Origin of the sequence: Bacillus sp. JAS24-2, from assembly GCF_008274905.1 — a bacterium.
Lineage (GTDB): Bacteria > Bacillota > Bacilli > Bacillales > Bacillaceae_G > Bacillus_A > Bacillus_A cereus.
This window is the reverse complement of the sequence record NZ_CP031068.1, coordinates 212,133-234,486: the sequence shown is the minus strand read 5'-3', so window position 1 is coordinate 234,486 and position 22,354 is coordinate 212,133. Positions and strand designations below refer to the sequence as shown.

Sequence of the window (22,354 nt, the reverse complement as noted above, 5' to 3'; positions counted from 1 at the left end):
TTATTAAGCTTGTGGACGGCTATGATGTTTTCTTTCGCCGCGTCCATTTGAAGAACCAGGGCGACCTTGGCCTTCACCTCTACGACCACGACTACCACCATCACGATTGCGATCACGGTTTCCGTCACGATTACGTCCATCACGGTTACGGTCACGATTACGTCCATCGCCACCGCCGCGTGCATCACGACTACGATTACGGTTACCATCACGGTATCCGCCTCCGTTACCGCCGCGTTTTTTAGAACCGCCGCCTCTTGAAACAACAGGTGGTTCTGATGTTAAAGCGATCGGAGTTGTATCCGGCTCTTTAGTCATCATTTTTAAAGCAGCAGCTACTACTGTTACAGAGTCATTTTCTTCTAACATTTCTTCTGCAATACGCTTGTAGTATGCTAAGTTTTCATTTTCAATTGTGCTTTGAAGCTTTTCAGCGATTAAACGTTGTTGACCTTCTAATGCCTCGTCAAGTGTCGGTGCATCCATACGGTCCATTTTACGTTTTGTTGTACGCTCGATATTTTTTAATTGTCCTGATTCACGTGGTGTTACAAATAGCATTGCAATACCTTTTTTACCTGCACGACCAGTACGACCGATACGGTGAACGTATGATTCTGGATCTTGTGGAATATCGAAGTTATATACGTGCGTTACGCCTGAAATATCAAGACCACGTGCAGCAACGTCTGTTGCAACAAGAACTTCAATAGAACCTTCTTTAAATTTACGTAATACAGACATACGTTTCGCCTGAGTTAAATCACCGTGAATACCTTCTGCAGCATAACCACGTAAGTTTAATGCTTCTGATAATTCATCAACACGACGCTTTGTACGACCGAATACGATTGCAAGCTCTGGAGATTGAATATCTAATAAGCGTGTTAACACGTCAAACTTTTTCTTTTCTTGCACTTCTAAATAGAACTGCTGAATGTTTGGCATTGTTACTTCTTTTGCTTTTACTTTAATGTGTTGAGGCTCAGTCATGAAACGCTCAGCAATACGGCGGATTGGATCCGGCATTGTCGCTGAGAATAGTAATGTTTGATGTGTTTCTGGCACATCTGTTAAAATTGCTTCAATGTCTTCAATGAAGCCCATGTTTAACATTTCATCCGCTTCGTCAAGAACAACTGTCTCTACGTTTTGCAGACGAAGTGTTTTACGGTTAATATGATCTAAAATACGACCCGGCGTACCAACAATAATGTGTGGGTGTTTTTTTAGAGCACGAATTTGGCGATTAATATCTTGACCACCATAAATTGGTAAAATGCGAACACGTTTATGCTTACCAATTTTGTATAATTCTTCTCCAACTTGAATTGCTAATTCACGCGTTGGCGCGATAACAATACCTTGAACCGATTCTTTATGTGTATCCACTTTATCTAATAGTGGTAATCCGAATGCTGCTGTTTTCCCTGTACCTGTTTGCGCTTGCCCAATAATATCTTTACCTTGCAATGCATGTGGAATTGTTTCAGCTTGAATTGGTGTAGCCTCTTCAAAGCCCATACTTTCAACAGATTGCAGTAAAGAATCACTTAATCCTAATTCTCGAAATGTTGTCAATGTTACTTCTCCTTTTCTATCCTATACTTATCATTTAAAAAAAGGCGTTTTCCGAATTTGCGGAAAAGCCCTTTTCCTGAATGCTCACGTATATAAACGGGCGTATATTCTTCACGAAAATACTTCTAAACGTTATTACACTTTATCAATTATAAGTTTTGTATGTGTAAAAAGCAAACCCAACTGTTACCTTATTTTCATATTCAGAGTTTTTTTCTTCACTTTTATTTTTTTATATTTACTGTAAGCGCTTATTATAAGTTTCTTCTATTTTCGTAACTATCATCCCTATTTATATACACCAATTATTTCAACATCGTAATTACTTCTTCTAATTTCATACCGCGAGATGCTTTTATTAATACAACATCTTTCACATCGACTACTGCTTGTAAATCTTTTACTAACTCTTCTTTATTATCATACGCCTTTACACGTTCATTAGGGAAATTAATTTTCGCTCCTTCAGCAATTTGAGCCCCTAATCTACCGTATGTGAATACATGCGAGATTTTTGCTGGATCGATTAATTTTCCTACCTCATAATGGAACTGTACTTCTTGATCTCCAAGTTCTAACATATCACCGAGCACAACGATTTTTTTAGCAAAACCATCTAAACCATTCATTAAATGGAATGCTGCTTCCATAGCCGTCGGACTTGCATTATAAGCATCGTTGATAATTGTTAAACCACTATTTGTTTTCACAATTTCCATACGCATGCCCGTCATTTGAAGTGTTACTAAACCTTCTTTCATCTCTTCCCACGTTACACCAAAATGTTTCGCAATTGCCATTGAAGCAAGTGTATTATACACATTATGTTTTCCTAACACAGGTAAGTAGAATGAAATATTTTCATCTCTATTCATTTTGAAATGTGTCCCAGTTGCTTGTAATGTTACAGTCGTTGGATAATAATCGTTTGCTCTTGCATCACCAAACGTAACCGTTTCTGCTGCTAAATTCATTTCAGGAACACGATTCGTTAATAAAGGCTCATCTCCGTTATATACGAACACGCCACCTTCTTGTAACCCTGTAACAATTTCTAATTTCGCTTCAGCAATTGCCTCACGAGACCCTAAATCCATTAAATGTGCCTCACCAATATTCGTAATGATAGCTGCATTAGGACGAGCTAACTTAGATAAGAATTCAATTTCGCCTCGGCTTGACATACCCATCTCTAATACTGCTACTTCTGTATTTTCTTCTAAGTTTAAAATGGTAAGAGGTAATCCGATATGGTTATTGAAGTTCCCTTCTGTTTTTTGCACTTTGAATTTAGTCGCAAGAAGACTTGTTACAATATCTTTCGTAGATGTTTTACCATTACTACCCGTTACACCTACAACTTTAACATCCAATTGATCGCGATAGTTTTTCGCTAACATTTGCAATGCGGATAGCGTGTCTTCCACAAAAATAACCGGAAGATTCTCAGGTGGATTCGCTACATCTTTCATCCATAATGTAGCCACAGCTCCATTTTCAACAGCTTTATCTACAAAAGCATGTCCATCGAAGCGCTCCCCTTGAATCGGAACATACAAGTTTCCTTTTTCAATTTTTCTTGTATCAATAGACACGCCTTGAATAGTAATTCCCTCATATTGCTCTGCTAATCCAGTACCATTTACCATCTGTTCCACTTGCTTTAACATTCGCTTTATCATATAGAAACGCTCCTTACATAGAGGAAGCACTATTCCTACGAATAGTGCTTCCTCCTTTTTTGTTAGATTGTATATTTAATTTTTTGTTTTTCTTCGTGACGTTCAATCGCTAAACGAATTAGCTCTTCGATTAATTCTGGATACGGTAACCCAGTATGTTGCCATAATAGAGGGAACATACTGAACGGTGTAAATCCTGGCATTGTGTTTACTTCGTTAATATACACTTCTCCATCTTTCGTTAAGAAGAAATCAGCTCGCGTTAAACCTGCACCGTCTAATGATTGGAATGCAATAATCGCATCACGCTTAATTACATTAGATTCTTCTTCTGTCATTTCAGCTGGAATAATTAGCGCCGTATCACCATCGATATATTTCGACTTATAATCATAGAAGTCCTTTTTCGGAACGATTTCACCTACAACTGAACATTTCGGCTCATCATTACCTAGTACCCCAACTTCTACTTCACGACCTACAATATTTTCTTCTACAATAATTTTGCGATCAAATTGGAATGCCTCTACAAATGCATCCTCAAGTTCTTCACGATTTTTACACTTATTAATACCAACACTTGAACCAAGGTTCGCTGGTTTTACGAAGCAAGGATATCCTAACTTATCTTCTACTTTAGAATAAGCTTCCTCACGATTTTTCTCCCATGCACTACGAATGAAGGATGCATATTTTGCTTGTTTTAAACCAGCCTCTGCAAAGATGTTTTTCATAACAACTTTATCCATACCAGCAGATGATGCTAGAACACCATTTCCTACATAAGGGATATTCATTAATTCTAATAGTCCTTGAACCGTTCCATCTTCACCGTTTGGTCCATGTAGTAATGGGAAAATAACGTCAATAGCGTTCTCCTCAGAAGCTGCAGATGGGATAATTTCTGTATTTAATGATAACGGAGAAATCGCATTTTCTGCACCGCTCATTTTTAAAGCTTCAACATCTGTTACTTCGCCTTCAATACGCTCACCGCGTACCCATTGACCTTGTTCTGTAATATAAATTGGATGAATCTCGAATTTATCTTGATTTAACGCTTTAATAGCAGCAAGAGCCGTCTGTAGCGAAACTTGATGCTCAGCTGATTTTCCACCATATAATAAACCTAATTTAATTTTCGTCAATGAAATCACCCTAACCAATTGTTTTCATTTTTCTATTTTAGCACTTTTTATAAAAATAGGTAGTTCCTATTTGAAATAAAATGTAACTTCCATAAATAATTAAATAACATCACTTATTGGTTTTTCATTTCATTTTCTATATAGGTACACAAAATAAAATGGCAATCTAATCTAGTTATGTACCTAAAATATGTAGAAATCCCCTTTTTTGTGTATGTCACCTATTCACTAAGAAGATTGTTTGGTTAGTGTGTCTTTTTGCCTTTGCTCAACAAGGCGATCTAAAGAAACATATACAATACCTGCAACTACACATCCTACAGCTAAAATTGTAAATAGAAAGTGACCAAGTAACCGATCTAATAAAAAACCTCCCAAAAGTGGGCCAAATGCGCTTCCTGTAATCCACTGCAAACTTGCAGCTCCCATATAAGTCCCTCTCAAATGCTCAGGGGCCAAATTTGCTACAAATGTCATCTGTACAGGCGACATAATCATTTCACCTAACGTATATATAGCATAAACGAACAGTAGTGTTATTAAAATAATTGTAGCATTTGTATTAAATTCTCCAAACCACTTCGGTAACCACCCTATAAAAAATAATCCAATCCCGAATAAACATGCACCATATAACATCGTCTTCCCGACTGGTTTATCCGTAGCCCATTTTGAAATTTGAAACTGGAATAAAACAACTAATAATCCGTTTAACGCCATTAAATATGGATATGGATTATTCGTTCCAAAAATACGCTTCATTTCATTATCAAAATGTAGTGGCAACATGCCTTCCGTTTGAGAAAACCCCATCGAAATAATAATACCTGCTAATAAGTAAATCATTAATGCCTTATCTCGCATTACAATTTTCCAAACTGCCCCAGATTCCTTTTCTTTATGTTCTTCCCTATCTGTCCTTTTTGGCATCGTCTCTTGAATAAGAAGTAATACAAGTAACGCATAAAATAGCATTGTAGAAGAGGCAATAATAAACACAAGGTTCTTTGACAACACAACTACTGATGCTCCCATTATCGGACCAATCGCAGCACCTATATTGTGTCCCATTCGTAATAAACCATATGCCTCTGTTCTTTTTTCTGGTGCCGTTACATCTGCGACCATAGCTGATGCAGCTGGATGAAATAAAGAATTACTCAACCCTAAAAAAATAGATAAAATTGCATATGGAATAAATCCTTCTATAAATAGAAAACCGAGCATTAATAATGCATTACTTGCCATAGAAAATATCATAATAGGCTTTCTTCCATATATGTCAGCAATTCTCCCTCCTATAAGTGATCCAAAGCTTGCAGCAATTGGAGAAAGCGCCATAATAACCCCAACTTCCAACAACGAATCTACCTTATCTTTTAAATATAATGCAAAAAAAGGCATTAACATCATCATTGCAATTCCATTTAACGTCTCTCCAATAAATCGAATCCATACGTTACGGTCCATCTCCCTTAACTCACGCCACGTATTTTTCATCATTTCACCCCTTTAGTTAGCCAACAATTATCTTATAACAAGTTCAGAAAAATGTAAATTTTCAAATAAAAAAATCCATTCTAACAGAATTAGAATGGATTTTTTCGCTTATAAATTCGCAACATCTTCTTCTTTTTTACTATTATTTAAAGCACTATGTTTTCGGCTATATAAGAAGTAAACCGCTATACCAATAACCATCCATATCCCAAAACTAATCCATGCTGTCCCCGATAATTGAAGCATTAAGTATAAACAGAAAATCACTGTTAATGCTGGTAAAAATGGTACAAGCGGAGCCTTAAATGCCCTTGGTAAGTCTGGATGAGTTCTTCTCATTACGATTACCGCAACAGCTACAAGTGCAAATGCTGACAATGTCCCCATATTTACAAGATGTGCTAAAACATTTAAATCTATTAATCCTGAAATCAGTGCCGCAATAATCCCCGTTGTCCATGTATTTAAAAATGGCGTTTTAAATTTCGGATGAACTTTAGCAAGACGCTTCGGCAGTAAACCATCTCGGCTCATCGCATAAGAAACACGAACTTGCCCATACATCATAACTAGCATTACTGTTGTAATTCCTGTAATTGCTCCTACTGAAATTACCCCCGCTAAACCATCTTGTCCAATAAATTGAAGTGCAAAAGCAACTGGATCTGATATATTTAGCTGGCCGTATGGAACAATTCCTGTCAAAATAAGCGAAACAACAATATAAAGAACTGTACAAATTAATAACGATGCAATAATACCAATTGGTAAATCACGTTGCGGACGTTTCACTTCTTCTGCCGCTGTTGAAACTGCATCAAATCCTATAAATGCGAAGAATACTGTAGCCGCTCCAGCCATTACACCATCTAAACCAAATGGCATAAAGGGCGTCCAGTTTTCAGGTTTCACATAATTAAAACCAGCAAAGATAAAAATAAGAACAACTGCTATTTTAATAAATACCATAATGTTATTTACTCGTGCACTTTCACGAACACCCCTAGATAAAAGAACTGTCATCACTAAAATAATTAGAACTGCAGGTAGATCAATTATTCCACCCTTTCCTGTACCAGGGGCCGAGGAGAGAATAGTCGGAATGTGAATTCCAAACCCCTTTAATAAAGATTGAAAATATGCAGACCAACCGTTTGCTACAGCAGATGTAGCAAGTAAATATTCAAGCATTAAGTCCCAGCCAATTAAAAATGCGAACACTTCCCCCATCGTCGCGTATGTATACGTATACACACTGCCCGAGACAGGAACTGAAGAAGCAAATTCAGCATAACAAAATGCAGCAAAGGCACAAGCTAACGCGGCAATCGCAAATGATAATATAATAGCTGGCCCAGAATGTTTCGCTGCCACAACACCCGTTAGAACAAAAATACCAGTTCCAACAATTGCTCCGATTCCAAGCATAGTTAAATCTAGCGCACCCAATGTTCTTGCTAACGTTTTTTGCTTACTTTCATGCATTAACTTTGCAATTGGCTTCTTTTGAAAAATTTGCTTCATCTTTCACTCCTCCAAGTTTTAAATTTTCTGAAAATTTTTAATTCGCTTTTTTATTTTACTCATTACGCTTTTCCTAGTCAATACTTTTGTCGAAACAAGTAGAAATTCTTCTGAATATGCACGATCCTTATTATTCTTTCTATATATCTTTCCATTATTTTTTTGGTATTATTATACATGTCGATTCCGTGAAAAAGGCATGCCCCCTTATTGAGAGCATGCCTTTTTTACTTATTTCACAGTATATGAACCTTGTTCAATCCAGCTATACATATACTTTTCATCTTCTGTTTCATGCGCTTGTTTTACAATACGAAGCGGACGGAATGTGTCTATCATAACAGCTAATTCAAGCGTCTCTTTCTTCCCTATACTTGCCTCTGTTTTCCCCGGATGCGGTCCATGGGGAATCCCGCTCGGATGAAGTGTAATAGAACCTTCTTCCACACCTTTGCGACTCATAAAGTTTCCTTCTACATAGTAAAGAACTTCATCACTATTAACATTACTATGATAATATGGTGCTGGAATTGACTCTGGATGATAATCGTATAAACGTGGTACGAAAGAGCAAATAACAAAATTATGTCCTTCAAATGTTTGATGTACTGGCGGTGGCTGATGAATGCGCCCTGTAATTGGTTCAAAATCCTCTACATTAAATACCCACGGATATAAATAGCCATCCCATCCAACAACATCTAACGGGTGGTGTCCTAAAACATGTTTATGCATATAGCCTCTTGATTTTGTCATTACGACAAACTCGCCTTTTTCATCATATGTCTCTAATTTTTCTGGACCACGAAGATCTCTTTCACAAAACGGACTATGCTCTAACAATTGTCCGTATTCATTTCGATAACGACGCGGCGTTGTAATTTGGCTATTTGCCTCTACAACAAGAAACTTAGTCTCTCCTTCATCTGGAATAACACGATAAATCGTTCCAATTGGAATCGTTACATAGTCGCCTTTTCTATAGTGAATCGTTCCAAACATCGTTTCAATTTTCCCTGTTCCATAATGAACAAATAACATTTCATCGCCATCACCATTACGATAGAAATAATCCATTTTTTCTGTTGGACTCACTACTCCAATTAACAAATCTTCATTTCCAAGTATGAAATTCCGTCCACTTATTGCATCACCACTTTTTTTACTTTCTTTCGTTCGAAAGTGGCGATGAGAAAGAGCAACATCCTCTTCATACTGCAACTGACAAGAATGCGATAATGCAGAATGACCTACTTCTGTTGGCATATAATGATGATACAAAATAGACTGCGTACCAGAAAAACCTTTTGTTCCCATTACCTGTTCACGATAAAGCGACCCATCTTTTTTACGAAATTGTACATGTCGTTTATGAGGTAGTTCTCCCATGTGACGATAAAACATGCCCATCACCCGCTTCCTTTTCTTTTTTGATCGTATTACGTAGTGTACCTAAACCAGTAATCGACAGTTCTACAACATCTCCATCTTGTAGCCACTCTTCTGTACCCAGTTCTAAAATACATCCTGTTCCTACTGTCCCAGAACCAATCACATCTCCTGGATATAACGTAACGTCCTCTGAAGCACGTTCAATCATTTCAGCAAATGTATAGTAAATATCTTGGAAGTTTCCTTTTGATAATAGTTTTCCATTTACATGAGCAGTCATTTCTAAATTATATCGATCACCATTACGATAAACGTCTAATTCCTCTTTCGTAACGAGATGTGCTCCTAAAGAAGTTGCAAAGTCTTTTCCTTTCGCTGGACCGAGACCTACTTTCATTTCTGTTGCTTGTAAGTCTCTCGCACTCCAGTCGTTCATAATACAATAACCAAAAATATATTCCTCTGCTTGCTCACGAGAAATATTTCGCCCTTCTTTTCCTATTACGCAAGCAATCTCCAACTCATAATCAAGCTGTTTAGACTTTTTCGGACCAATTACAAAATCACCGGAACCAATTACAGCACGATGATTAGTAAAATAAAAAACCGGAATATCATACCATTCAGGCACAACATCTAATCCTCTTCGTCCACGAGCTGTTTTTACATGTTGTTCAAATGCGTAAAAATCTCGAATACTACTCGGATTAGGAAGAGCAGCTGTCAATTGTACTTCTTCTAAAGCATATATACCCTTATTTGGATTCTTAATATTCCGCACTACTTCTACATACTCATCCGCTTTCTCTAAAAAATCCATCATAGAAGAAGGGATTTTCCCTTCACTAGCAAGATTCATATCTATTACTTTGTCACCTTCAAGCCATCCAGCCCGTAGTTCTTTTGAAGGAAGACGAAATGTAACAAATTTCATCCTGATTCCTCCTTATAAAAATGAAATTTCCACCAGCAAAGGGACTTTTGCTGGTGGATACAAATCTTATAAGTTTCCGCGACGCTCTTGTTCTCTTTCAATTGATTCGAATAACGCTTTAAAGTTTCCTTCACCAAATCCACGAGAACCTTTACGTTGAATGATTTCAATAAATAAAGTCGGACGATCTACAATTGGTTTCGTAAAGATTTGTAGTAAGTAACCTTCATCATCACGATCTACTAAGATCTTTAATTCTTTTAACTTATCAATTTCTTCATCGATTTTTCCAACTCGTGCAGTTAGCTCATCGTAATAAGTATCAGGTGTATCTAAAAACTCCACCCCATTTGCACGAAGCGCTTCAACTGTTTTAACAATATCACTTGTTAATAAAGCAAGATGTTGTACACCAGCTCCATTATAGAATTCTAGATACTCTTGGATTTGTGACTTTCTCTTTCCGTCTGCTGGTTCGTTAATAGGAAACTTAATACGACTTCCATTCGTCATAACTTTTGACATTAACGCCGAATACTCTGTACTAATATCGTCATCATCAAAATGAATCATTTGTTTAAAGCCCATAACATTCTCGTAATAACTAACCCACTCTTCCATTTTTTCAACATTACCAACTACATGATCAACAGCAATTAAACCAGACTCCTCAAATGGAATATTAAATTCTACCTTTTGGAATCCTGGCATAAATGCCCCTTTATAATTTTTACGCTCTACAAGCGTATGAATTGTATCACCATACGTACCAATAACTGCTTTTTTCAATGTACCGTCCTCATCTGTTAATTCCTGTGGTGGAGCAATTGCGACGGCACCACGTTTCACTGCTTCTGAGTATGCTTTATCAACATCATCAACAAGTAGTGCCACATCCTTCACGCCATCACCATGAGTCTTTACAAACTCTGCAATACGATTTTCACTACTTAAAGCTCCAGACACAACGAAACGCATATTTTTTTGCACAAGAACATAAGATACCTTTTCACGGTTTCCAGTTTCTAATCCAGAGTAAGCCACAATTTTGAATCCGAACGCTCTCGCAAGATAATAACTCGATTGCTTTGCATTCCCTACGTAAAATTCCAAATGATCTACATCACGTACTGGAAAAAAGTCCTCCATTTGTGCAGCTAGCGTATCCATAGATTTTTGTTTCATAATATCTTCATCCCCCTGTAAATAGATTAAATGGTCCATACTTAAAACCAACCGAAAACGCTTCCAACATTAATTAATAGAAATTAGTTAGCAAGCTAACAAATTCTGACCTTTAAAATTTTCTATCTTTTCTGTCAAATTCCTCTTTTTTTCTTACATATAAAATTCGACTTTTTTCTCTTTGAAATAAAGCGGGATTTTATTCAGTGGATTTTTGATTATTCGTTGAATCAAGTTTCAACCGCAGCGTTTAATTAGCCATGAATGCTGGATAATGAGGTAACTTTAATACTTGAGGGTATATAAGAAGAATATAAAAAAGACTCCAACATATTAACTACTTACTAATACGTTAGAGTCTTTATTTTTTTTGAATGATTGTATTTATATATCTCATACTAATACATTTGCAAGGAATAGAATAAATGATGTTAATATTACTGCTCCACCTAAGGATCCTAATAAATCTGTTTTTGTTACTTGAAACACTTGTTCACTGTTCATATCCCTCATTCTCCTTCCTTTTTTGTTTAATTTAAAACTTCTATTATACTAATACACTTGATAAAAATACGATTAACGCTGTTAATACTACCGCTCCACTTGCTGATCCTACGAAGTCACCTTTTGTTACTTGTAATACTTGCTCTTTCATATCATTTATCCTCCTTTTTTTCTTTTGTTACAAAGCTTCTATTATACTAATACGCTTGATAGAAATACGATTAACGCTGTTAATACTACCGCTCCACTTGCTGATCCTACGAAGTCACCTTTTGTTACTTGTAATACTTGCTCTTTCATATCTTTCATTCTCCTCTCTTTTTCTTTTATTACAAAACTTCTATTATACTAATACGCTTGATAAAAATACGATTAATGCTGTTAATACTACTGCTCCACTTGCTGATCCTACGAAGTCACCTTTTGTTACTTGTAATACTTGCTCTTTCATATCTTTTATCCTCCCTTTTTATAAGTTATCTATATGTAATTTCTAAGAAATGTTTATTTCATAGTTTTTATGTTAACGTTACATTAAATTTGATAACGTAACGTTTGTAACATTACTGTAACATAACTATTATTACGTTGCAATATAATTACGTAAAATTTATTACACTTTTTTTACGTTTTTTTATAATAACCCTCAAAAACCTTTATTTAATGCGTTTTTCACTAAGTTCACGTTTGTAACATTCGTGTAACATTACAGTCATAAAGTGAAATGTAGTCATATTCCTCTCTATTTTTGTTACAAATTGTTTATTTAGTGCCACTAAACCTATCTAATCTTTACTTACTTTTAATATGAGATAAAATACCGTCTTTCCAAGATAAGTTTATATGTTTCCTCTATATAACTATGTATAATAAAAACAAAGAGGTGGTCATTTTGAAATTAATCGCATTAGATATGGATGGTACACTACTATCATCTAATCTTGAAATCTCCAAAGAAAACCTACAAGCAATCCAAACTGCACAAGAAGCCGGTCATATTGTAATGATCTGTTCTGGTCGTGCGAAAGAGGATGCTTTAAAGCTATTGGAAGAATATAAATTATCTCTTCCAGTCGGAGCAAGCAATGGGGCTATTGTTTATGTGGATGGAAAAGTAATTAACTCGCGTTGTATACAAAACGACAAAGTGTACAAACTTGCAAAATTACTAGAATCTGAAGGTTTCCCATATAAGCTATATACAAATAAAGGAGTTTATTCTCCATATACATGGCAAGATCAAGTGATGCAAGCATTCGAAGAAAATAAGCATGCGCTTGATGTTACATTAGAGGAACTTGAACGAATTACAGAAAAGCAAAAGAAATCGAACCTAATTACTGATTTCAAAAAAATAGAAGATGTTGTAAATAACCAAGAACTAGAAATATCTAAATTCTTCATTTTAACGTTTAATGCAGCGCATCGCGCACAGCTATTAAGTATATTACAAGAGGATGCTGATATTATAGTTACAGCATCGGCTCCTACTAACTTAGAAATTATGGATAAGAATGGACATAAAGGAAACGGGATACAGCAGATGGCAGCTCATTTTAATATCCCTATTGAAGATACAGTTGCTATTGGTGATAATTTTAATGATGTACCGATGTTAGAAGTAGCGGGCTTATCTGTTGCAATGGGCAACGCTGAAGAAGATGTAAAAAAGCTATGTGATGTTGTAACACTAACAAACAATGAACATGGTGTTGCTCACGCAATCGAGCAATTTGTATTGAAACAAACTTCATCTAGTAAATAAAAAAAGGACTCTTTCAATTTGAAAGAGTCCTTTTTTATACGTGATGACAAGCAACAAAATGCTCTACACCAACATTACGGAATTCTGGTACTGTTTTTTTACAAACATCCGTTGCAAATGGGCAACGTGTATGAAAACGACAGCCCGAAGGTGGATTTGCTGGACTTGGAATATCCCCTTCTAGTATAATTCGTTCTCGCTTCACTGTTGGATCTGGTATTGGAACAGCTGATAACAATGCATTCGTATAAGGATGTAGCGGATTGGTAAATAACTCATCACGCGGTGCTGTCTCCACAATCGTACCTAAATACATAATTCCGATTTTCGTACATAAATGTTCTACTACACTTAAATCATGCGAAATGAATAAATAAGATAATCCCTTTTTCTCCTGTAACTCACTAAATAAATTAATAATTTGTGCTTGGATAGATACATCTAGTGCCGCTACAGGTTCATCAGCTACAATGAATTCTGGATTTAATACCATAGCTCTTGCGATTACGATACGCTGACGTTGTCCACCAGAAAACTCATGGGGATACCGGTCAATATGATAAGGAGCTAATCCACATAACTCCAATACTTCAATTACCTTTTCACGCACATTTTCTTTCGTTGCTAATCCGTGGGCCAACATTGGCTCTCCAAGCGCTTCTCCAATTCTCATTCTCGGATTTAATGAGCTAAATGGATCTTGGAAAACGAGCTGCATATTAGGGCGATGTTTTCTTAATTCATCCTTGGATAAAGAATGAACATCTTTTCCTTTAAACTTCACTTCTCCCTCCGTTTTTTGAACGAGGCGTAAAATTGTTTTTCCTATTGTTGTTTTCCCGCTCCCTGATTCACCAACGAGACCAAACACTTCACCTTTATTAATAGTAAAACTTACTCCATCAACTGCTTTTACATGCCCAATTGTTCTACTAAATACGCCACCCTTAATTGGAAAATATGCCTTTAGGTTTTTCACCTCTAATAATGGTTCACTCATTGTTCCGCACGCTCCTCATATAACCAACAAGCTACTTTATGATTTTCATCATTTACATTTAGATTTGGGGCTTCTTTTTCACATATTTCCATACAATGCTCACAACGCCCACTAAAGTAACAAAACTCACCTAAACCAACTAAATTCGGAACTTGCCCTGGAATAGAATATAGTTTATCTATTCGTTTTCCCATTACTGGTTTTGATTTCAATAATCCTTTCGTAAAAGGATGTTTTGGATTTTGGAATATCTCTAGTACTGGGGCTTCTTCAATAACTTTCCCGCCATACATAACGACAACATAATCAGCCATTTCCGCTACGACACCTAAGTCATGTGTAATTAATAAAATCGACGTTTTAAATTCTTCTTTCACTTGTCTTAGTAGATCCAATATTTGAGCCTGAATGGTAACATCAAGAGCTGTTGTTGGTTCATCTGCAATTAATAACTTAGGATTACAACTAAGCGCAACAGCAATCATAATACGTTGTAACATCCCACCGCTCAGTTCATGCGGATAAGAATGGACGATTTCATCAGCGCGGGCTATGCCAACTTTACGAATTAACTCAATTGCCTTCTTATATGCTTCATTTTTACTAAGTAATTCATGCTCTCTTAACGTTTCTACAATTTGCTCCCCTACAGTGAAGACGGGGTTTAGCGATGTCATCGGTTCTTGGAAAATCATTGCAATATCATTGCCTCGTAAACTACGAAGTTCTTTCTCTTTCATTCCTAAAAGACTTTTTCCTTCATATAAAATGTCTCCACCCACTACACTACCAGATTCAGCAATAAGCCCCATAATAGATAAAGCTGTTACACTCTTTCCGCAACCTGATTCTCCTACTACACAAACTGTTTCCCCTTCTCGAACCGCAAAGCTAACATGGTTCACAGCCTTTACTGTCCCCTCGTCAGTTTGAAAATGTGTTTGTAAGTCTTTCAGCTCTACTACCGCTTTACTCATATCTTCTCACCTACCGTCTCATCTTTGGATCTAACGCATCACGAAGTGCATCACCAAGTAAATTAATTGATACAACTGTTATAAAGATTGCAAAACCGGGCGGAATCCATAACCATGGACGCTTTTGGAAATCGATTAATGAGTTAGCTGCGCTAATCATGTTCCCCCATGATGGTGTAGGTGGAACGACTCCAAGACCTAAGTAACTTAGTGCGGATTCTCCCAAAATAGAACCTGCAACACCTAATGTGGATACAACAATTAAAATGGGTAAAACATTAGGTATTAAGTGATATATAATTTTCCGGTAATCTTTTATTCCTAACACATCCGCAGCTTGCATAAATGCTTGCTCCCTAAGTGATAAAATTTGCCCTCTTACAAGGCGTGCAAGCCCTGGCCAACCTACTAGACTTAAAATAATCATAATGACATACAAACGATAATCAGACGGTACTTTCCACTCTGATAAAATCGCACCCATTATAATAAGTAGCGGTAATCCTGGCATTGACATTAAAATATCTGCAAGCCGCATAATAATATTGTCCACAATACCACGATAAAAACCTGCAATCGCTCCTAATAAAGCTCCAAGTATAACCGATAAAACCATTGAAGCTAAACCAATGGTTAATGAAATACGTCCCGCTTGCATAAGCCTTGTTAAAATATCTCTTCCTAATTGATCTGTACCAAGCCAATGAGAAACACTAGGTGGTTTGTTAATGAGCGCAACTTGTATTTTCCCTGATGCATATGGAGAAAAGAACGGACCGATAAAACAAAATAAAAACATAAAAATTAATGCATAAAACCCTACAAGTGCCATCTTATTTTTCTTTATCTTTTTAAAAGCTTGTCGCCATGGTGATGATTCGCTTCTGCTCTTTTTTTCTTTTTTTTCTGTAATTACTGTAACAGTCTCCATTTCTTTCCCCCCTTACTTCAACCGAATTCTTGGATCAACAACTGCATATACGATATCTGCTAAAAAGTTTGAAACGATTGTTAAACAAGAAAGAAACATCGTAAATGCCATCAATACTGTATAGTCACGGAAATTTAATGCTTCTAATTGAATATTACCAATCCCTGGCCAGTTAAAAATTTGTTCAATAATAATTGCCCCAGAAAACAATCCCGGTAATTCAAATGCTAATAACGTAATTGCTGGTAATATTGCATTTTTTAATGCATGCTTATAAATAACCGTCTTCTCCTTCAAACCTTTCGCTCTTGCTGTTCGTATGTAATCTTGTCTTACAACCTCTAACATACTTGTTCTAAAATACCGAGTTAGCGAGCCAACCCCGAGAAGCGTCAAAATAAATACTGGTAAAATCATATGTTTTGCAACTTCTATCACGTAAGCAAATCCTGTTGAATTACTGCCAACATCAATCATTCCACCTATCGGTAATAACTTAAAGTCAACCGCAAACACCTTAATTAAAAACAAGCCGATAAAGAATGAAGGGAATGACATTGCTGCAAAAACACCGATTGTTACAAGTTTATCGAATAAAGAATGTTGCTTCGTCGCCGAGAATACACCGATAATAAGTGCAATTAGCCAAATAAAAAACAATGCAATAATTGCTACACTAAAAGAATTCCAAATAAATTTATTTAATAATGACGTTACAGGCTCTTGATATTGAAGCGAGAAGCCAAAGTCCCCTTGCAATGCATTATCTAACCAATGAAAATAACGCTCAACAATCGGTTTGTTCAACCCATATAATTCCCTCAGTTCAGCTGCTCTTTCCGGTGTAATTTTCGGGTTTGAATCAATATAATCCCCAGGAAGAAGTGCGAACAGGACGAAGATAATAATTGATGTACCAAGCAGTGTAGGAATCATTTGTAACAACCTACGAACAATATATGTTTTCACCCTTTTTCTCTCCAATCTTATGCTTAAAATAGAAGAACATTTTTTCAAAGCGGCACATTACTAACCGAATGAAAAAATGTCTTCTACTTATACATTCTTATCGTTATTTTTCAAATGATAATACTGGTAAGTTTGCACTAATACTGTTGTACTTTTCAGGATCAATTCCTTTTATATTCCCGTTATAACCAGTAATTGTTCTACGGTAGTTTAATAGAATTACTGGTGGATCATCACTTAATTCTTTATACAATTCTTTATAAATAGGTTTACGCTTTTCGATATCTACAGTTTCAATACCTTTTTGAATTAGCTCATCTACTTTTGCATTCTTATAACCAAGACTAGTTTCATTTGCAGTAGACAAATATTCACCAGCTGTTTCACTCGGGTCACTTGTAATCGGTGTCGAAACGGAAGCTAAATCATAATCTCCTTTGTTTACCTTAGAAAGCATCGTATTAAAGTCCATAAATTCAGGATTAAACTCTACACCTATTTCTTTATAATTCTCTTTCGCAATCGGAATTAATAAATCACTATCTTTAGCCGAACTTGGACCGAAATAAGAAAGTTTTAATTTTTGACCATCTTTTTCACGAATTCCATCCGAACCAACTTTCCACCCTGCTTCATCTAATAATTTTTTCGCTTTTTCTTTATCGTATTCGTATTTATTAACTCCTTCTTCCGTATAAGCCCAAGAAGTTGGATGAATTGGTACATTGGCTACTGTACCGTATCCTTTTAACGCTGTATCAACATATTTTTTGCGGTCTAATCCGTAAATAAGTGCTTGGCGAACCTTTTTATCCTTTAAGTAAGGCTTATTATTATTCATATAAATATAACTAAATGACGGCGCTGTTTCGATTTGGATATTTGCGAATTCTAAAGCCTTAGCCTGTTCAAGAACCTCATCACCGGTACCTAAGCCAGTATGGTCAACTTCTCCTGTTTGGAATAACTGAAGCTTCGTATCACCAGAAGTAATTTTATAAATAAAGTTTTGAATTTTTGGTTTACCCGCATAATAATTTTCGTTAGCAACAAAACGAACTTCTTGACCTGGAATATACTTTTCAAATTTATATGGACCCGCAGCTAATGGCTTTCCATATAAATCTTTTAAGTAATCTAAGCTTGTATTTTGCTTATAATCTTTTCCATAATAAGCTTTTGATAGTACTGTACCTCCTAAAACAAATATAGCTTGTGAATTCACTTTTTCAGTTGTAATTTTAATTGTTTGTGGATCAACAACTTGAATACCTTCAATTGAAGTTGCTTTTCCTTCTTTATATTCTTTACCACCTTTAACTGCATATTGAGAGATATCTACTTCACCTTCATATGCCTTATCATGTAAAAGCGTCAATGTGAAAGCTACATCATCCGCCGTTAATGGCGATCCATCACTAAATTTCAAATTTTTACGTAAATGGAATGTATATGTTAACTGATCAGAAGAAACGTCCCACTTCTCAGCTAATTCTGGAATTGGTTTCCCTTGTTTATCGGTTGATACGAGAGATGCAAAAATAACTGAAGTTACGTTTCCATCCCAACCATTTTGTTGAAAGTATGGTAAAAATACGCCGCCTGGCTTACTAATACCAACTACTAACGTATCTTTTCTATTCTTCGCTTTGTCTGGCACTTTCGTTTTATCTGTCGCAGCAATCTTTTCAATTTTCACATTTTTTAAATCCTGCTGCTTAACCGGCTCTGTAGAAGCCGTATCCTCCTGTCCCCCACAAGCAGATAACACAAGCGAACTACTCAGTAATACTGAAAATACACCAGCCCATTTTTTTGTCTTTTTCTTCATTGTCCCCACCCTAACTGTTTAATAGTTATACCCTTTGAACTTATTAGCTTATGTATGCCTCCCACAGCACATTTATAGCCAATCGGAAAAGTCGGTTTTAATCAGAAAAAAATAGATGTTTTTGAGGGGTAACAATCTTATTCCGACCTTTCCGGTAGACTTTATGGTTATTAGCTTATATCGTTCATTATGTTTTGTCAATTCTTTCTAAATAAATATTTTGAGAATTTTTCCAAAATTACCACTCTACATTTATACTTTAAGAAAACTCAGCTATAATTCGTATTAAAACTTAAAAATCTACTTCTATTCCTTCAGCATGAAACATAGAATACTAATAACCAATTACCAAAAAGGGGGCGAAAATATGGACAACCTATTCCAATACGTCCTGCACTACGTATTATTAACAATTATGATAGTCGGAGCGCTATTACTATTCCCGTTCTTCCCAAAGTTCGTCCTCTTTTTAGCTTTTTTTATTATGCTCGGGATCGCTATTATAATTTCAACGAGAGAAGATGCCACGCAAAAAGAGAGCAGAGTTCAGCGCGTAAAGCTGTAACTTTGCTCTCTTTTCGTTTCCATTCACTAGTCTCTGTTACACATATTTATCCCGCTATTTGCCGTGCAGTAAGACCCCCACCTCAAAATTCAGCGAAAGCAAAAGAAATTAGGTCTGGGTCGGGGTGCCCGTAAAGGCCCTCACTTTATCTCTCGGGAAATAATTAGCCTTTGTTTTTGTAATTACTCCTATCCAAAAACCACTAATGACATTTATTTTTCACCTTATTATTTTCATATGTTTCACAAGCTATGCAAATTGAGGAACACGGATTTATCTAAGTTACTGTTTCACGTGAAACACATCGCTTCATTTAACCTTTAAAGTAAAATATCATTATGAAGAAAGCCACTTCCTCCAGCAAAACTGAAAGGAAGTGGCTTTCTACTCATTACTCCACAATATTCTCTAATTCATTATATAAATCTGCTCGTAACAACTCTTTCTTCGTTTTTTCCTCATATAATTTTTCAAGTTTTTCAACATCAGCTACATGTTCCATTCCACATTCTATTGCATATATATCTTCTTCTACATGCATTAACTCATTTTCAATCTCTTCAAGATTCCTAGCTTCTTTCTCTTTTACAGGAACCGTTTCAACACTTTTTCTCCCTTGGCGTTTCTGCTTTATTACTTGCTCCTCAAGCTTTTCCTCCCACTTTTGACGAGCCCATGCATAGTTTCCTGCAAACTCAAATAATTTGCATCTATCAATCCAGTACGTCTTTTCAAATAACTTATTTAAAAAATATCGATCGTGTGAAACAGCTAAAATCGTCCCGTTATATTGCTCAAGGGCTTCCTCTAAAACTTCCCTTGATTCAATATCAAGATGGTTTGTCGGCTCATCTAAAATTAGAAAATTGATGTCTTGATACATAAGTTGCGCAAGTCTTAATCTCATTTTTTCTCCACCACTAAGTTGCGTTACTTTCTTAAATACTGCTGGACCATAAAACAAAAACTTAGCTAATATATGTCTTGCTTCTCCCTCTGTTACAGCCACATTCTCTCTGAATGCTTCCAATACATTACTCTTCATATTTTCATATGCATGTTGTGATAAATAACCAATTTTGACACTACTACCAATTCGAATTTCACCAACGTCTGGATTTATTTCTTCTAATAGTAGTTTTAATAATGTAGTCTTCCCTGTACCATTACGACCAACGATAGCAGCACGCTCTTGAAAACGAACATGTAAATTCGCTTGTTCAAATAAAGATCGGCCAGCAAAACCTTTACTCACTTCTTTCATTACAACAACATCTTTTCCGCTTCTCTCTTGCCCTTCAAACTGAAGACCCATCTGTTTTCTTTCTAAAATCGGTCTCTTTAATTTCTCTATACGCTCTAACGCACGTTCCATATTCCTCGCTCTTTTATGCAATCCTTCATTCGGAGGATTCGCTTGATTTGCCCATTCACGTAGGCGCTTAATTGCTTCTTTCATTTTCTTTATTTTCTTTTGCTGCTCTTGATAAGCTTGAAACTCTTGAAGTAACCTTTCTTCCTTCTCCTCAACGAACTGAGAATAATTCGTATGGTACACGTGAATCTCTCCATCTTCCAAATCCAAAATTTTCGTTACAACTTCATCAAGGAAATAGCGATCGTGTGAAATAACCATAACTGTTCCATTATATTCTTTTAAAAATTTCTCTAACCATTCAACTGCAAACAAATCTAAATGATTTGTTGGTTCATCTAATAGAAGTAAATCTGGTTTCTGCAATAGCATATATGCAAGGCTTATTTTCGTCTGTTCTCCTCCACTTAATTCCGTAAATACTCTTGGAAATAAGTTTGTGACTTGTAAGCCATTTGCTACCTTCATTATATTTGCCTCTATTTCATAACCACCGAGAAATGCAAATTTTTCTTGAATTACTCCGTACCTCTCCATTAGCTTTTGCAAAGCAGATTGTTCCTGCTCCTCCGCCATATTTTTTTCTAGAGCATGCATTTCTTTTTCTAATTCCTTTTCTACTTTAAAAGCGGAACTCAATACATCATATACAGTCATGGCCTCATCAAACTTCGGAATTTGTGCGACATGACCAATACGTGTACCTTTCTTCATATGAATGGCTCCTGCATCCAAACTCTCCATTCCCGTTAGAAGCCCAAAGATTGTTGTCTTCCCACTACCGTTACGACCAACTAACCCAACACGTTCACCATTCTTTATTTCAAGCGATATATTTTCAAATATGATGTTTCCACCAAAAGATTTCGTTACATTATTTACACTACAAATAGTCATTTTCCGTACTCCTTTCAATATAAAAAACCATGAGAAAGAAACATTCCCCATGGTTTTCGGCATAGAAAAAGGAAGCCAAATAGCTCCCTTTTCACACGTTTATTAAAAATGGATGAAGAGATTTCTATCGTTCAATAGTCACTATGCAATTGTTAAAAAAGGGCATACGTATCCCGTTAACAACTACATCATGAAAAATCGCACGACAAAAATAGATAAAATCTAAAAATTTGGCACGCGCAGCTAAAGAACGTTTCATCTCATTCACCCCTTTCGTACGGAATTTAATACTTACTTCTTTATTATACTTTCCAATTTCATGTTTGAATAGTCATTTTTCTGAAAATAATGAAGATAGACTAAACATTTCAATAAGTGACATCAAATCTTACAAAACTGTTATGTTCACGTAATGGAAAGCGATAGTACGAAAAGATGCCTCCCTATACAATAAAGATGTAAAACAAGAGAGACAAACACAAGGAGGAAACAAACATGATGAAAGAAATCGTAAAAGCAATCTTTGAGGTATTAGTGAACGGACAAGCAGTTGTAAAAGAACTAAATGAACTATAAAAAGGAGTGAAGAAATAT

21 protein-coding genes are annotated in these 22,354 nt (G+C 36.0%); 2 read left to right on the top strand and 19 right to left on the bottom strand.

Annotated features, from left to right (window positions below; genetic code table 11):
• Positions 1–3: 3 nt before the first annotated feature.
• The 12 genes from cshA to DN407_RS01280 all read right to left on the bottom strand — a co-directional run bounded on the left by cshA (position 4) and on the right by DN407_RS01280 (position 11,910).
• On the bottom strand, positions 4–1,581 hold the full coding sequence (gene cshA, locus DN407_RS01335) for a degradosome RNA helicase CshA (protein WP_000206584.1): 1,578 nt from the start codon (positions 1,579–1,581) through the stop codon (positions 4–6).
• A gap of 305 nt (positions 1,582–1,886) precedes the next feature.
• Positions 1,887–3,263: a UDP-N-acetylmuramoyl-tripeptide--D-alanyl-D-alanine ligase gene (murF, locus tag DN407_RS01330; protein ID WP_000595961.1), complete on the bottom strand. Its 1,377-nt coding sequence runs from the start codon at positions 3,261–3,263 to the stop codon at positions 1,887–1,889.
• A 62-nt stretch (positions 3,264–3,325) separates the two neighbouring features.
• Positions 3,326–4,411, bottom strand: coding sequence for a D-alanine--D-alanine ligase (locus DN407_RS01325; RefSeq protein ID WP_149215948.1), 1,086 nt, complete (start codon positions 4,409–4,411; stop codon positions 3,326–3,328).
• A 228-nt stretch (positions 4,412–4,639) separates the two neighbouring features.
• Entirely contained in the window at positions 4,640–5,911 is a 1,272-nt protein-coding gene (locus DN407_RS01320; protein WP_000799724.1) for an MDR family MFS transporter, read from the bottom strand.
• Between the two features lie 108 nt (positions 5,912–6,019).
• Entirely contained in the window at positions 6,020–7,435 is a 1,416-nt protein-coding gene (bcaP, locus tag DN407_RS01315; RefSeq protein ID WP_000809349.1) for a branched-chain amino acid transporter BcaP, read from the bottom strand.
• 231 nt (positions 7,436–7,666) lie between these two features.
• Positions 7,667–8,839, bottom strand: a complete 1,173-nt coding sequence (locus DN407_RS01310) for a homogentisate 1,2-dioxygenase (protein WP_013141710.1) — start codon at positions 8,837–8,839, stop codon at positions 7,667–7,669.
• Complete coding sequence (locus DN407_RS01305; protein WP_149215947.1) at positions 8,805–9,761, bottom strand: fumarylacetoacetate hydrolase family protein; 957 nt, start codon at positions 9,759–9,761, stop codon at positions 8,805–8,807. Before DN407_RS01305 ends, DN407_RS01310 begins: the two co-directional genes overlap by 35 nt.
• 66 nt (positions 9,762–9,827) lie before the next feature.
• Positions 9,828–10,946, bottom strand: coding sequence for a 4-hydroxyphenylpyruvate dioxygenase (hppD, locus tag DN407_RS01300; protein ID WP_000810922.1), 1,119 nt, complete (start codon positions 10,944–10,946; stop codon positions 9,828–9,830).
• A 393-nt stretch (positions 10,947–11,339) separates the two neighbouring features.
• The gene (locus DN407_RS01295) at positions 11,340–11,450 is read right to left on the bottom strand and encodes a DUF3948 family protein (RefSeq protein ID WP_001083690.1); all 111 of its coding nucleotides are present in this window, start codon (positions 11,448–11,450) and stop codon (positions 11,340–11,342) included.
• Between the two features lie 43 nt (positions 11,451–11,493).
• The gene (locus tag DN407_RS01290; RefSeq protein ID WP_000664237.1) at positions 11,494–11,601 is read right to left on the bottom strand and encodes a DUF3948 family protein; all 108 of its coding nucleotides are present in this window, start codon (positions 11,599–11,601) and stop codon (positions 11,494–11,496) included.
• A 41-nt stretch (positions 11,602–11,642) separates the two neighbouring features.
• Positions 11,643–11,759, bottom strand: coding sequence for a DUF3948 family protein (locus DN407_RS01285; RefSeq protein WP_000654250.1), 117 nt, complete (start codon positions 11,757–11,759; stop codon positions 11,643–11,645).
• Positions 11,760–11,793: 34 nt separating this feature from the next.
• Entirely contained in the window at positions 11,794–11,910 is a 117-nt protein-coding gene (locus DN407_RS01280; protein WP_000654250.1) for a DUF3948 family protein, read from the bottom strand.
• 432 nt (positions 11,911–12,342) lie between these two features.
• Between DN407_RS01280 and DN407_RS01275 the strand changes: the two genes are divergently transcribed.
• Positions 12,343–13,215, top strand: a complete 873-nt coding sequence (locus tag DN407_RS01275) for a Cof-type HAD-IIB family hydrolase (RefSeq protein ID WP_098570636.1) — start codon at positions 12,343–12,345, stop codon at positions 13,213–13,215.
• Positions 13,216–13,249: 34 nt separating this feature from the next.
• Here the strand turns inward: DN407_RS01275 and DN407_RS01270 are convergent, their stop codons facing one another.
• From DN407_RS01270 to DN407_RS01250, 5 genes are all read right to left on the bottom strand, one after another.
• Entirely contained in the window at positions 13,250–14,215 is a 966-nt protein-coding gene (locus DN407_RS01270; RefSeq protein ID WP_149215946.1) for an ABC transporter ATP-binding protein, read from the bottom strand.
• A complete protein-coding gene (locus DN407_RS01265) occupies positions 14,212–15,192 on the bottom strand; it encodes an ABC transporter ATP-binding protein (protein WP_149215945.1) in 981 nt (326 codons plus the stop codon). The genes DN407_RS01270 and DN407_RS01265 overlap by 4 nt, the downstream gene beginning before the upstream one ends.
• Positions 15,193–15,202: 10 nt before the next feature.
• The gene (gene opp4C / locus DN407_RS01260; RefSeq protein ID WP_000451080.1) at positions 15,203–16,123 is read right to left on the bottom strand and encodes an oligopeptide ABC transporter permease; all 921 of its coding nucleotides are present in this window, start codon (positions 16,121–16,123) and stop codon (positions 15,203–15,205) included.
• Positions 16,124–16,135: 12 nt separating this feature from the next.
• The gene (locus tag DN407_RS01255; protein WP_149215944.1) at positions 16,136–17,092 is read right to left on the bottom strand and encodes an ABC transporter permease; all 957 of its coding nucleotides are present in this window, start codon (positions 17,090–17,092) and stop codon (positions 16,136–16,138) included.
• Between the two features lie 103 nt (positions 17,093–17,195).
• Positions 17,196–18,923 (bottom strand): ABC transporter substrate-binding protein, encoded by a 1,728-nt coding sequence (locus DN407_RS01250; RefSeq protein ID WP_000730688.1) that lies wholly within the window; start codon positions 18,921–18,923, stop codon positions 17,196–17,198.
• Between the two features lie 367 nt (positions 18,924–19,290).
• Between DN407_RS01250 and DN407_RS01245 the strand changes: the two genes are divergently transcribed.
• Positions 19,291–19,488, top strand: a complete 198-nt coding sequence (locus DN407_RS01245; protein WP_000369254.1) for a hypothetical protein — start codon at positions 19,291–19,293, stop codon at positions 19,486–19,488.
• 391 nt (positions 19,489–19,879) lie between these two features.
• On the opposite strand, the gene abc-f is transcribed toward DN407_RS01245, so the two are convergent.
• Complete coding sequence (gene abc-f, locus DN407_RS01235) at positions 19,880–21,760, bottom strand: ribosomal protection-like ABC-F family protein (RefSeq protein WP_098295074.1); 1,881 nt, start codon at positions 21,758–21,760, stop codon at positions 19,880–19,882.
• A 124-nt stretch (positions 21,761–21,884) separates the two neighbouring features.
• Positions 21,885–22,019 (bottom strand): RAxF-45 family protein, encoded by a 135-nt coding sequence (locus tag DN407_RS32010; protein WP_000830643.1) that lies wholly within the window; start codon positions 22,017–22,019, stop codon positions 21,885–21,887.
• Positions 22,020–22,354: the final 335 nt, after the last annotated feature.

Bases quoted from the DNA above. Each gene is read 5' to 3' on its own strand.
- murF (WP_000595961.1), bottom strand. From the start codon at position 3,263: ATGATAAAGCGAATGTTAAAGCAAGTGGAACAGATGGTAAATGGTACT.
- DN407_RS01320 (WP_000799724.1), bottom strand. From the start codon at position 5,911: ATGAAAAATACGTGGCGTGAGTTAAGGGAGATGGACCGTAACGTATGG.
- bcaP (WP_000809349.1), bottom strand. From the start codon at position 7,435: ATGAAGCAAATTTTTCAAAAGAAGCCAATTGCAAAGTTAATGCATGAA.
- DN407_RS01310 (WP_013141710.1), bottom strand. From the start codon at position 8,839: ATGTTTTATCGTCACATGGGAGAACTACCTCATAAACGACATGTACAA.
- DN407_RS01305 (WP_149215947.1), bottom strand. From the start codon at position 9,761: ATGAAATTTGTTACATTTCGTCTTCCTTCAAAAGAACTACGGGCTGGA.
- hppD (WP_000810922.1), bottom strand. From the start codon at position 10,946: ATGAAACAAAAATCTATGGATACGCTAGCTGCACAAATGGAGGACTTT.
- DN407_RS01295 (WP_001083690.1), bottom strand. From the start codon at position 11,450: ATGAACAGTGAACAAGTGTTTCAAGTAACAAAAACAGATTTATTAGGA.
- DN407_RS01290 (WP_000664237.1), bottom strand. From the start codon at position 11,601: ATGAAAGAGCAAGTATTACAAGTAACAAAAGGTGACTTCGTAGGATCA.
- DN407_RS01285 (WP_000654250.1), bottom strand. From the start codon at position 11,759: ATGAAAGATATGAAAGAGCAAGTATTACAAGTAACAAAAGGTGACTTC.
- DN407_RS01270 (WP_149215946.1), bottom strand. From the start codon at position 14,215: ATGAGTGAACCATTATTAGAGGTGAAAAACCTAAAGGCATATTTTCCA.
- DN407_RS01265 (WP_149215945.1), bottom strand. From the start codon at position 15,192: ATGAGTAAAGCGGTAGTAGAGCTGAAAGACTTACAAACACATTTTCAA.
- opp4C (WP_000451080.1), bottom strand. From the start codon at position 16,123: ATGGAGACTGTTACAGTAATTACAGAAAAAAAAGAAAAAAAGAGCAGA.
- DN407_RS01250 (WP_000730688.1), bottom strand. From the start codon at position 18,923: ATGAAGAAAAAGACAAAAAAATGGGCTGGTGTATTTTCAGTATTACTG.
- DN407_RS01245 (WP_000369254.1), top strand. From the start codon at position 19,291: ATGGACAACCTATTCCAATACGTCCTGCACTACGTATTATTAACAATT.
- abc-f (WP_098295074.1), bottom strand. From the start codon at position 21,760: ATGACTATTTGTAGTGTAAATAATGTAACGAAATCTTTTGGTGGAAAC.
- DN407_RS32010 (WP_000830643.1), bottom strand. From the start codon at position 22,019: ATGAAACGTTCTTTAGCTGCGCGTGCCAAATTTTTAGATTTTATCTAT.